At 30.9% G+C, this 12,828-nt stretch carries 10 protein-coding genes, 1 CRISPR repeat array and 1 riboswitch; of the genes, 7 read left to right on the top strand and 3 right to left on the bottom strand.

Going from position 1 to position 12,828, the window contains the following annotated elements; translation table 11 throughout:
* The 5 genes from HPY57_09115 (at position 1) to HPY57_09095 (ending at position 4,631) form a co-directional block, all read left to right on the top strand.
* Positions 1–462 carry a hypothetical protein gene (locus HPY57_09115; GenBank protein ID NPV11934.1) on the top strand — a complete coding sequence of 154 codons (462 nt, stop codon included), beginning with the start codon at positions 1–3 and terminating at the stop codon, positions 460–462.
* The gene (locus HPY57_09110; GenBank protein NPV11933.1) at positions 446–1,069 is read left to right on the top strand and encodes a hypothetical protein; all 624 of its coding nucleotides are present in this window, start codon (positions 446–448) and stop codon (positions 1,067–1,069) included. The genes HPY57_09115 and HPY57_09110 overlap by 17 nt, the downstream gene beginning before the upstream one ends.
* Positions 1,066–2,142 carry a type I-B CRISPR-associated endonuclease Cas1 gene (gene cas1b / locus HPY57_09105; protein NPV11932.1) on the top strand — a complete coding sequence of 359 codons (1,077 nt, stop codon included), beginning with the start codon at positions 1,066–1,068 and terminating at the stop codon, positions 2,140–2,142. The genes HPY57_09110 and cas1b overlap by 4 nt, the downstream gene beginning before the upstream one ends.
* Before the next feature lie 300 nt (positions 2,143–2,442).
* Entirely contained in the window at positions 2,443–2,736 is a 294-nt protein-coding gene (gene cas2 / locus HPY57_09100; protein ID NPV11931.1) for a CRISPR-associated endonuclease Cas2, read from the top strand.
* A gap of 5 nt (positions 2,737–2,741) precedes the next feature.
* A complete protein-coding gene (locus HPY57_09095; GenBank protein ID NPV11930.1) occupies positions 2,742–4,631 on the top strand; it encodes a hypothetical protein in 1,890 nt (629 codons plus the stop codon).
* Between the two features lie 344 nt (positions 4,632–4,975).
* A CRISPR array of direct repeats spans positions 4,976–5,823; the repeat unit is 30 nt; unit sequence GTTGTAATCGAACCATAGTGGAATTGAGAC.
* A 203-nt stretch (positions 5,824–6,026) separates the two neighbouring features.
* Here HPY57_09095 and HPY57_09090 read toward each other — a convergent pair.
* A complete protein-coding gene (locus HPY57_09090) occupies positions 6,027–6,212 on the bottom strand; it encodes a hypothetical protein (protein NPV11929.1) in 186 nt (61 codons plus the stop codon).
* Between the two features lie 891 nt (positions 6,213–7,103).
* Here HPY57_09090 and HPY57_09085 point away from each other — a divergent pair.
* A complete protein-coding gene (locus HPY57_09085; protein NPV11928.1) occupies positions 7,104–7,262 on the top strand; it encodes a hypothetical protein in 159 nt (52 codons plus the stop codon).
* A gap of 286 nt (positions 7,263–7,548) precedes the next feature.
* Here the strand turns inward: HPY57_09085 and HPY57_09080 are convergent, their stop codons facing one another.
* Positions 7,549–8,028: a hypothetical protein gene (locus tag HPY57_09080; protein ID NPV11927.1), complete on the bottom strand. Its 480-nt coding sequence runs from the start codon at positions 8,026–8,028 to the stop codon at positions 7,549–7,551.
* Entirely contained in the window at positions 8,016–9,497 is a 1,482-nt protein-coding gene (locus HPY57_09075) for a hypothetical protein (protein ID NPV11926.1), read from the bottom strand. Before HPY57_09075 ends, HPY57_09080 begins: the two co-directional genes overlap by 13 nt.
* Before the next feature lie 213 nt (positions 9,498–9,710).
* Positions 9,711–9,817: riboswitch (SAM riboswitch) on the bottom strand.
* A 482-nt stretch (positions 9,818–10,299) separates the two neighbouring features.
* On the opposite strand from HPY57_09075, the gene HPY57_09070 reads away from it, so the two are divergent.
* Positions 10,300–12,828 carry a DEAD/DEAH box helicase family protein gene (locus HPY57_09070; GenBank protein ID NPV11925.1) on the top strand — a complete coding sequence of 843 codons (2,529 nt, stop codon included), beginning with the start codon at positions 10,300–10,302 and terminating at the stop codon, positions 12,826–12,828.

The raw sequence follows: 12,828 nt of genomic DNA, 5'->3' as shown, positions 1-12,828 counted from the left end.
ATGAACGATAAAATCTTAATAAAAAAGAAACTCATAGACGAATGTAAAAGAATTCTTCAGGAAGAAGTCTACCATACAAAAAAAGCAATGGACGAAGCTCAAGAAGAAGCTAATTCACATAAAGGTGCGATGGAATCCCGTTACGATACTTTCAAAGAAGAAGCTCAATACAAAGCTGGTGCTTACGCTAAAAAATTAATTCAATTAAATCAACAACTAACACAATTAAATCTCATGAAATTAGAATTACACAACGAAGTTAAGCTCGGTTCAATCATAATCACACCCGAGAAAAAATACTTCGTAATCGGTTACTTATCTTCTGAACCAATCAATATTGATGGAGAAAGTTTTAATCTGATTAGTCTAAGTTCACCATTAGGTCAAAAGCTTTTCAATAAAAAAGCTGGTGATATTGTGTTCTTAAATAATAAGGAGATTAAAATTGAACAAATCTTCTAATAAAATCATCATAGCTTTTGAAGGTGTTGATGGTGTAGGTAAGACTACTTTAGCAACAAAGCTTGCTGATCTAAACAATTATTTTTACATAAAATGTCCATTTGAAGACGCAGCTGATGTTAAAAATTTCTACGAAGTAAGATTCAATCAATATCCTTCATCAAGATTTTTTTATTATCTAAGTTCAGTATGGGAAGTTTATTCTTACATAATTAATGACAACTCGCATCAAATATTTTTAGTTGATCGTTACATCTTATCAACACGCATTTATCACAAAGTCCTTTTCAAAAAATTAAATCTAATCGAAGAATATCAAAATTTAATTTGCAGCTCTCCTTTTCCACCTGAACCATTTCTAAATATTGTTTTTACTGCTGATCGTAAAACAAGACTGGAGCGAATTAAAAACAGAAGAAAGAAATGTCTTACTACAGATATATTCATCGAAGATGATCAGAATTTGCTCGATGAAGTCCAAAACGAATATTTGATACAAAATAATATCTGCGTCATCGATACGACAAATAAATCAATTGAAGAAATTTTAGCAAAGTGCGATAAGCAAATCAAAAATGCACTAATAAATATTAGGATCAGTCTATGAAAAATAATATTTACATATTTTCAAATTCAATCCTGAGCAGAAAGAACAATACTTTTAAAATTGAAAAAATTTCTGATGTTGAGGCAGTTCATGAAATTGATATTTATGAAGATGAAAGAGAAAGAGTTATCCTCCCTTCACCTAAATATGAAGGAGATGGAGATCCAAAATATTTACCAGCTGAAACAATTGAAGCTTTTTATTCATTCGGAGAGGTTAGATTCAATTCTCAGTTCTTAAAATGCTTAAGTTATTACTCCATACCACTTCATATTTTTAATTACTATGGTAATTATGTTGGAAGTTTTATCCCAGCTGATAGTGAAGCTGATGGTTCAATAATCTTAGTTCAGTCAAGTTTTTATTTTGATTATCAAAAACGTTTATACATTGCAAAAAATATTCTCGAAGCAGCTGCAAGGAATATTTTAGATAACCTTAATACATATCTTTACGAGGGAATTGAACTTGAAGATGAAATTATCAGCATAAATTCTTTGCTTGATCTAATCAGGATCGCAAGTTCTATTGATGAACTAAGAGGAATTGAAGGTAACATTAGAAATATTTATTACCAATGCTGGACAAACATATTCAAACAAAAATTTGAATTTGAAAAAAGAATCAAAAATCCACCAATTGGAATTGTTAATTCTTTAATCTCTTTTGGCAATTCACTCCTCTATGCTGTTTGTATTTCGGAAATATACAGGACACGGCTCAACCCATATATTGGATTTATTCACGAAGCCGGCGATAAAAAACACTCATTAGCTTATGATATTTCAGAAATCTTTAAGCCAATTATTACCGACAAAGTAATTTTCAAAATGATTAATCTAAAAATGATTAGTGAAAAAGATTTTAAAGTCAAAAATGAATTTTATCTACTAAAAGAAAATGCAAAACAGAAATTTATAGAGGAATTTGAAAGAAGATTAAGCACAGTTATTACTCATAAACGATTAAATAGAAGAATCTCTTATCGTTCCTTAATTAGAATGGAATGCTTTAACCTTATTAACTATATGACAGGAAAACTTAAATCCTACGAACCTTATCGGGCAAGTTAATCTCTGGATATGAAACTTTAATTGTTACGCATTTGGCAGTTCGATAAAAAATTGAATCAAAATGTTCAATTCTGATTACTGTATATTCCAGCAAAATTTAAGTTATCATATTACTAAATATAGACACCGCCTCTTACTACAATTTTTGTCTCAATCGGTTAAAACAATTTTTGAAATTACTGAAGTCAGATTTATTTCGTCCTTTAATTTTCACACACAAACCTGTAAACTCAGACAATTGGAAAAATTATTAAACCTTAACTCTTATATGAACGAGGCATTAAAAGAATTAATACAAAAATGAAATTTATAATCCCGGAAAATAAAGTGTTCTACATAGCCGTGTATGATATAGCAGATGAAAAAAGACTGCCCAAAGTTCTAAAAATTTTTAGAAAATATATGAATTGGGTTCAAAATTCCGCCTTCGAAGGCGAGCTGAATTCAAAACAATTCCATGCACTTGTTAATGAACTTTTAGGAGTTATCAAAAAAGATCAAGATTCAATCATTTTCTATCATGCTGAAGAGCAAAAACATATTGGCAAAAAAGTTGTTGGAATTGAAAAGAACGAAATAACAAAATTCTTTTGAACAAGATGGAAAATATAATTTTAATTTCCACATCCGATATAAACATAACCGAAAAAAGAAAAATAACCTACGGTCAAGAGTACACAGCCTATTTTCAAAAATTCTTTCCTAAAGAATTTAAATCGGAACAAATAAAAGAAGGAATTATATTCTTTAAATACTCTGCCAAAAAAGAAAATCCTGAACCAAACTCAATTCAGATTAATATCCAAAAACTAAAAATAACCTCTAAATACATTTATATTGAATTTGACTTCCACAAATCAACCGAATTTTCCTCTTCGCTAATAAAAGAAATTCTAAGAACTTATTTAAGAAATGAATTTAATATTAGTTCAAATGAAATTACTCCTTACTTCACTATTGTAGAAAAAACTAAATTCCTAAATCTGTTAAAAAATGAAAAACTTTTAACTCAAATAAAAATATTTGAAAGAGATTCTCAATGGGAAAACTTAGCAAAACTTTTCGAGCCTTTTGATAAAATTGAAGAAATTGAAATATGGTCAAACCCTCAAATCCTTAATAAACTTGGATTTGCTCTTAGCCGATTATCCGAATGTTCAATCAATCTTAAAAAACAATTTCCCGACCCAGAAAAAAGAAAAAATTTTCTAAATCAAAAACAATATTATAGAGTTAATTGCGAAAAAATTTATGATCGTTTAATTGAACTTGACCCTCATAATCCATCATATTATTCCAGTAAAGCCTATTTCCATTATCAAAATCTCAATGAATTAATCCTCCCCGGTGGACGTCGTGATGGTAATTTTTTTGAAGAAGTTCAAAAAGCTATTGATAATTTAGAAAACGCAATCGAACTGGATTTTAATAGAATTAATGATCATTACAGGAAAGGATACATTTTGGGAATCATTCTCCCCCAAATTATTTCATTCTCATATTCAAAAAACAAAATACCAGATAAATTCAAAGACAGAAAATTATTAATTACCGAGGGAACGCATTCATTCGAAAGAGTGATTAACATCTATGAAAACCAAAATCTCCCAGATGACTTTAAGAAACCTTACTTTAATACTTATTTAAAAACTCTCTACAATCTTGCATCCATTTACCAAAATAACCTCAGTTGCAAAACTGAAAAGCTAACTAAAATCATAAACTTGTTATTTCCCTCTATTAAATCAGTAAGTGAGAATGAAATTATCGGGTTTGATCATAAAATTCGTAATCACAAAAAAGCTCTTGAATATTTAGAAAAATTTATTCGATGGGTTAATAAAAAATTTATACCGCCGGAAGAAGAAGCCGATGTAATCAAAGTAATTGAATATGAAGACTCTCTTAAAACAACAAAGTTTATCAGTCCTCGATTACAATCTTATCAACTTGGAAAAATTTATTTTGAGTTATTCCTTCTCACTAATGATATTAACAATCTTAAAATTGCAAAAAAATTCTTTCTAAATTCTCTTCGACTAAAGAAAACTAATCCAAAAGAAAAAGATTTCTATATTCAAAATTTACTGGCTCAGACACTCATTTTTGAAGGTAAAGCTGATATGGCTATAAAACTTCTGGAAGACTTGAACCAGAAAAATCGATTGGACCAATACATTAATATTACATTAATCTATGCGTATCTCTCTTGTAAAGAATTTAAAAAAGCAGAAAACCAAATTGATAATTTGATTAGAAATGGAAATCCAATCTACAGAAAAGAACTGCTTTTCTGTAAAGCAATCCTTCTTGAACTGCAAAATATGAGAGATGATCTAATTTTGAAGGAATTAGGAATAACAAAAAAAGAACACTCTAAAAGCTTTCCAGATCAAGACAAAATAGGAAAAAACAACATTTACCAGCTCAGAAAATCTGCCGACTTATATTCCCAACTTATATTCAAAGTTCTCACAGCAAACGAATAAAAATATCGCCCCAAATTTATCATTAAATAATAATACTAAAATTTTTATAATTCTAATCAGAGATAAATCAATTAACAATAAAATTTTAGCAGTTAATCTTAAATAATAATGAACAAAAAAATGTATATATTATTCACTTGTAAGCAATATCTGACAGCATTTTCCCGAACCCCCGTGCAAATAATTAGACAGTTGATGAGTGAAGGGAGCAAAGTTGCGATTTTTTAAAATTTTTCAAGAAATTTCTTTCCCGAACCCCCTAGGGTTTTTAAAGAAAATGAGGTTCGGAGAAAAAATGCTTGACATTTCTGCAAAAATAAATTATAATTGCAGAAAATAAACCTGTTGTAATCGAACCATAGTGGAATTGAGACCAGCCACTTGGTCGCGAATGCCGCCAATTCTTCAATAGTTGTAATCGAACCATAGTGGAATTGAGACTACCATATTGTCTTTATAAAATATATCAAGCTCGCCAGTTGTAATCGAACCATAGTGGAATTGAGACTGACTGCTACGACATATTTGCCGAGCTTGGGATCGAAGTTGTAATCGAACCATAGTGGAATTGAGACCTTGTAATTAATTTCTTTACATCGTCGTCAACTATATCAGTTGTAATCGAACCATAGTGGAATTGAGACATGAAACAACGTTTATAATAAGAACGATTTTTAACGAGTTGTAATCGAACCATAGTGGAATTGAGACTTTCTTCTCCTTAAATATTAGTTATTAATGTGTTTGGTTGTAATCGAACCATAGTGGAATTGAGACTGCGATTCTCTTAAATTGAAACAATTAGGACATTGATTTGTTGTAATCGAACCATAGTGGAATTGAGACTTGATTCATCGATTTCCTTACCCTCAAGTAAAAATACGACCAGTTGTAATCGAACCATAGTGGAATTGAGACTCTACGTCGACGCTGACGTCGATGTTCTCCTCTTTACGTTGTAATCGAACCATAGTGGAATTGAGACCTGGTTTCCAAATTTCTATTACAGTTTGATCACGAAAACGGTTGTAATCGAACCATAGTGGAATTGAGACACGCACTCAAAAGCTTTTTCCAATAAATAATCTTTCCGTTGTAATCGAACCATAGTGGAATTGAAACTTTTGAACTGAAACGCCAGGTACTACCTGGACTTTAATAAGTTGTAATCGAACCATATCCCGACAGGTCGGGATCTCGTTCCGCTGATTGATTGAAATTTTTTTTGTTAGCGGAACTCGAGTGGAATTGAGACAAATGTAGCCGAAGCTTCCAGCTTCGCATTTGTCCCGACAAATCAAGATTAATTCTAGCTGATTTATTAAAATTTTTTAATCACACATGGAACTCGTGTGGAATTGAGAACAAGTTTTGATTTTACATTTAGTTAAATGATTAAGGTGGGTTAGAATTATGATCGAGTTTATGCTGAGCTTGACGAAGCATAATCGAACCATATCCCGACAGGTCGGGATCTCGTTCCGCTGATTGATTGAATTTTTTAATCGTTAGCGGAACTCGAGTGGAATTGAGACAACCGTAATCGAAGCTTCCAGCTTCGCATTTGTCCCGACAAATCAAGAATAATTCTAGCTGATTTATTGAAATTTTTTAATCACACATGGAACTCGAGTGGAATTGAGACAATCGTAGTCGAAGCTTCCAGCTTCGAATGTATCTCCACAAATCAAGATTAGTTCTCGCTGATTGATTGAAATTTCCTAATCGCACGTAGAACTCGAGTGGAATTGAGACAAATGTAGTCGAAGCTTCCAGCTTCGAACCTATCCCGACAAATCAAATTTTGATCTAGTTTATCGATTTAAAGTTTTTTGCATTAGCGGAACTTGATTAGAATTGAAACTTAACATTCGAATACATCAGGAGATAAAACTATCAACACTGTATTTATTTTATTTATGATATTCATAGCTCTAAGGGCAATAAAAGAATTGCTCTCTGATCTAAAATCAGAGTTTAAAGAAAACGATAAGAAACATAAAAAAAAGAAAATAACATTCTTTAAGACTTTTCCTAAGACAGTCCTCTGCCAGCCGTAGTGTTTCACTTTTATTTGTTCTTAAATTATCAAACCAACAAAAAGAACTAAATAGCTTTTTAATCTAAATCCAGAAACTTAAACAACATTCATAGTCGAACAATACCGAAGTTCAGAAAAATTTGAGGTGTTATTGGTTTTGTGAACCCGGTTCACGAAAAATATTTGATATAAACTAAACTCGATATTTTGAAAGCTCATTGTCTCATTTTGCTATTTAAATAATTTTTTATTCGTTAACGAAATACCAGAGAAATTCCCACCATAATAAACTTGCTTTCTTACCAAAAAATTTGTTTCCATGATTTTCTTTTTTTAATAGAATAAACTTGAAGTTAATGATGAATACGAAAAATTAATCGAACCTTTGTAAATTGAATTTGATTTTTGAATTAAAAGAAGGGTAAAACAAAATGTGGTGGACGGCTTTTTTAGTGGCGTTACTTATTGTTTTGGGGCAGGTATTAGAAGCTTTTAAAGATGGTTACGGAGACTGGGAAGCTATCAAAAAGAGCCTTCGCAGAAGACTTTTAGGAATACACGATGATCCAGAGGATGAGGGGAAAAAATAAACCAAAATCATAAGCCGATAAATCTTTCATTAATCTGGTAAGTATTACACGTTTCATTTTTAAGTTTTACAACTAATTTTCATTCTTTATCCAAAAATATTATTCCTCCCCTGACCTTCTTCAATTTCATTCAGGGGAGGAATTTTTTATCTATTCAATCTTACAGACGACTTTATAGTGTTTTCCTAATGCTTGTTTCAAAAATATCAGCAAACCATTGAACTTCACACATGAAATCAAATTAATCGAACAATTACCAAAAAAATTTTACTCTTTACATTTATTGTTAATCATAATATGGATAATTATAAAAATTCACTGGATCAAAAAGCATTACAATTCTATTGAGACTTATGTCAGAAAATTCAGCATTTGCATCTGGATCGTATATACCATATCCTCTATCATCAGTGAAACAATGAGTAAGTATAAAAGCATGCTTCAAAATTTTTTGAGTATTTAAATCTGATTTATAGAATATCATCTCCTGAAATTCAGGAAAACATTTTACTTTGTTAACACAATTCTCAATATAGTCTTTATAATCGTTCCAATAAATTGAGTGAACAAAATATTTTTTGGTTGGACAGTCAATCAACCCTCTTAATTGGTCAATGGATTCTAAATTAAAATCTGACAGAAACCTAGAAATAACCTTAGTTGGTTCTTCACTTTCAAACTTAAAACCAGCAGTCAGAATTCGTTTGAATGAATTACTATAATAATATGAAAAATACGATGCATGATACCTTACTAAATAGTACATATTTCCTCCTTAAATTTTGTTTTTAGTAGTTTATTTGAATTAAAATATTTGAATAATCCTTTTACTTCTCCATAAACAAATTCAAAAATTGGGATGCCCAGATCTCTATTAAAAAAACACAGAATTATTCCCAGTAAGTGACTTACAATAAAATCATTTACAATTTCCTTATTAACTAAATCAGTATACCTGGAATGATGTGCACCAAGTCGGTTTGTCTCAACATCATAGAACCTCACTAAAATTTTCGCAACCTGAATTAACAAATTCTGCTCTGTAGGTAAAACATCTCTAATAATTAATGGGAAGATGTAAATTAGAAAAATTAAATTTACTACGTATAGTTCTAACTCATTGAGATTGTAGTCTTTAGGATAATATATTGATTGAGAATTAGGTTTTAAATCTCTTATTCTTAATTCCTCAGTTTTTTCTATGAATAACTTAATGTAATCATTAAGTAAATAATCTCTGCTGTACCAATACGAAAGTAAATTAAACTTTTTTACAAACTGTCTTTCGTAGTAAACTTCAGAAGCATAAAGTTTAATCTCATGTTTTTCCACAAGTGATTTTAATTCATTTTCAACTTTGCTAAATCTATCGCCAAAATCACTAGCCTTTTGAATTTTCTTACGTTGCTCAAATGTTAAAGCGTGATAGATAATATAATATATACCCTGTAGGTCGAACCTGTTACTGGTAAAGAAAAGTAACTTAGTTAAATCAATTAGTTTTTGTTTGGTCAATTCATCAATGGCCTGTTCGTATGGAAGAAAATTTGAAACCTCTCTTATGATAATCTCACCAGCTTTTTCACATAAATTTTGAAGTTCAGGATCAATATCATTGTATCCCTTATTCATAATTCTAATGTATTCGATCAGATAATTAAGATGCTTGGGATATCTTTTCAAGCAATCAAGTAAACTTTCACATTCATCAACTGTTATTTCTGGAGGTTTTATAAAGAAATAAATATAATCATTAATGAAAGGATTTTTAATTACACTTGGACTGTTAAACCAGATTAGCTTGTTCGTATCCTTAAATTTATCGCTCAATTCATTATAGATTTTTAGAAATTTCATTATAAACTTTTCATATTTCGATGCATTTTTGAAACAAACAAGATCATGACTAAGAAGGGCTTCTATCACTTTCCTTTGATTTGCTTCAAATAATTGATCATCCTGTAGGGTTGGCCACCATTTTTGAATGTAATCTTCGTAAATGATATAACTCAAATTAAAAGTATGAGCCAGAGCATAAACAATAGGGTTTATATTCTTTTCAAGTACATCAATCGTTAGAATTGGTTTTTTAAGAATTAAAGCATGGATGAAAAAGGTCTCAAATTTTTCGAGACCTTTAATTCCAAAATCCTTGAAGATAAAACTATCAAAATCGTATCTTCCTAATTCATCTTTTGGATGAATCATTTTAATTGGATTTTCTGAATTAATCATAGTTGATCCTCCTATTTTTTTGATTTTTGTTTATTTGTTCAGGGGGAAATTTTTCACTCGATTGGAATGTATGCGGAATTAGTGATTACCCAAAAGAATTAAAAATAAAACTTATACTCGAGCTTTTTCAATTTTATATTGAAACAAAAACATAAGCTCATTTTACATTAAAAAGTAATCACTAACTATTTAACAGGGAATTGTACTGGACAACTCCTATCGTCTTGGGATAATCCCAATTCCGCTTTACCACCTTATCCCTGGCGGGACAGGTTGGTCAGGGTTCATCGAGCGGATCTCTCCCCCTGTCTTGATAGTTAGTACCAGATTTTGAAGGAACTAATAGTTAAAAATTCTGGGGCTAATATAAATTTTTTCTATAAAAAAAGAAATCACTTGTAGTCAATTATCTTTTTTAAATCCCCTGCCCTGTATTGATAATCAAAACACTAAATAAATCATACATTCCCTTCATAAACTCTCGCCGCTTCTAATTTCCTACCTGTAATAATTCTCCTTTACATTTTACCAGATAAAAAAGCTATTATCTCATATTGTTTAGTGTTTCTAAGTTTCCTTCTGCAATCCGTAATTGAAGAGTATCTTAATTTTTTTTAAGTTGCCTGTAAAATGATGTATGAGGTGCATTCAATTTCTTAATGTAACATGTTTCCCTGAGTAATTCCGATGACATTTAATTTATGGTTTAAAGAACTCAAAGATATTCAAAAAACTTATTAGACATTTTTATTTGCATAATAAAATCTATATGAATATTTAATTACCTCTAGATTAAAAATTTATGCCTGAAAAAGAAGCCAGAGCAAGAATTAAAATCAATAGGTTACTCGAAGAGGCAGGTTGGCGATTTTTTGACAATGAAGAAGGCAAAGCAAATATCCTTCTAGAAAACAGGACAAAAATTACTGTAGAAACTCTAAATGAATTGGGTGAAAATTTCGAACAAACAAAGAATGGATATATTGACTTTTTACTTCTTGATGAAAACGGTTTTCCACTGGCTGTTTTGGAAGCAAAGTCCGAAGATAAAAATCCGCTATTTGGTAAAGAACAAGCTCGAAGATATGCTCTATCACAAAATTGTCGCTTTGTAATTCTTTCTAATGGGAATATTCATTATCTCTGGGATCTGGAAAGAGGAAATCCTCATATCATAAGTAAAATTCCATCATTAAAAGCAATAAAAGGATATGAAACTTTTAAGCCTGATAGAAATCGTTTAGCTAATGAAATTGTCAATGATGATTATATAGTTCTGACACAAAAGCCCGATTACAAGAATGATCCATCATATATTAACGAAACTACACGCAAACGTTTCATAGAGGATAATAAATTACGATTTCTAAGAAAGTATCAATTACTCGCAATCAAATCTATTCAGAAAGCGGTTAATGAGGGGAAAGATCGTTTCCTTTTTGAAATGGCAACAGGTACAGGCAAAACTCTAGTTTCAGCTGCTGTGATTAAATTATTTTTAAGAACCGGGAATGCACGTCGAGTTTTATTCCTGGTGGATCGTCTTGAACTTGAAGAACAGGCATTTAAGGCTTTCCGAGAATATCTTAAAAATGATTATACAACAGTGATTTATAAAGAAAATCGTGATGATTGGAGAAAAGCCGAAATTGTTGTCTCAACTATTCAAACATTCCTTTCAAAAAACAGATACAAAAGATCATTCTCTCCTGATGATTTTGATCTGGTGATTTCTGACGAAGCACATAGAAGCATAGGAGGTAATAGTCGGGCAGTTTTCGAGTATTTTATTGGATTTAAACTCGGTCTTACTGCTACACCGAAAAATTATTTAAAGAACATTGATATAACAAAACTTGGTGAAAATGATCCTCGACAACTGGAAAGAAGACTACTTCTTGATACTTACAAAACATTTGGTTGTGAAGATGGAGAACCAACTTTTAGATACTCACTTATTGATGGTGTAAAAGATGGGTTTCTGGTAAACCCGGTTGTAGCAGATGCTCGAACGGAAATAACAACTCAATTACTTTCTGATGAAGGTTACGCTGTTATTATGCAGACCGAGGATGGTGAAACGATTGAAGAAATATTTGTTCACAAAGATTTTGAAAAGAAATTCTTTTCTGAAAATACTAATAAATCATTCTGTGAAGTTTTCCTGAAAAATGCTCTTAGAGATCCAGTAAGCAACGAAATCGGTAAAACAATAGTTTACTGCGTCTCACAAAACCATGCTGCCAAAATAACTCAAATCCTTAATGAATTAGCGGATAAAATGTTCCCCGGAAAATATCAATCAGATTTTGCTGTTCAGGTAACTTCAAGCATTCCAGATGCACAACAATTTTCTATTAACTTTGCCAATAATAACCTTTCCGGTTATGGTAATTTCTTACCTTATTACAAAACAAGCAAAACCAGAGTATGCGTAACAGTTGCGATGATGACAACAGGATATGATTGCCCGGATATTCTTAACCTTTGCTTGATGAGGCCTATATTCTCAGCTACAGAATTCATCCAAATTAAAGGCAGAGGTACCAGAAAATATAATTTTTCTAATGATATTACTGATCTAAAGGTCAAAAACGATTTAGGCGAAAAGATAAAAGATAAATTCAAGATTTTTGATTTCTTTGCAAACTGTGAATACTTCGAAGAAAAATTTAATTACGATGAAATTTTAGAATTACCCAAAAGTTCACCAAGCGGTACAGGTACAGGCGGCGATATTAACAGTCCTCAAATAGAATACTATAAAAATACTCAGCCTGATCAAATTGTATTAATTAAAGAAACCGTCATTGGCTCTGATGGAATGAAAATCGACCGTATGTATTTTCAAAAATTTGAACAAAAGGTGCTTGAACATCCAACAATAAAAGAATTAGCAGCAGCCGAAAGATGGGATGAATTGATCACATATCTTGAAAAATATATTCTCAATAAACCCGAAGAATATTTTACACTCGAAAAGTTACGAAAATCAATTAATATTGATCGCAGAATTTCATTAAGAGAAATCATTGAAAAAATTCTTGGCATAATTCCTTACTTCAAAACTCGAGATGAACTCCTTGAAGAAGAGTTTGATAAATTTGACAGTCGATACCTTCCAAAAGAAGAATATTTTGAATACGCAAAAACAGTATTTAAAGCCTATATACTCGATGATGAATTCAGAAACATTATAGAGAGCGGTAATTTCGCTCTCTTAAATCTTTCGCCATATGGTGAAGCATTCAAGCGATTATCCCCAGAACTTCGTAAAGCTATTCCAGAATATATAAAGGATTTTGTTTCACTAAATAAATTTGTTGCATAA

It is taken from the genome of Ignavibacteria bacterium (assembly GCA_013177855.1).
GTDB lineage: Bacteria > Bacteroidota > Ignavibacteria > Ch128b > Ch128b > Ch128b.
The sequence above is the reverse complement of the archived record's forward strand: the minus strand, read 5'-3'. Positions and strand labels throughout refer to the sequence as shown.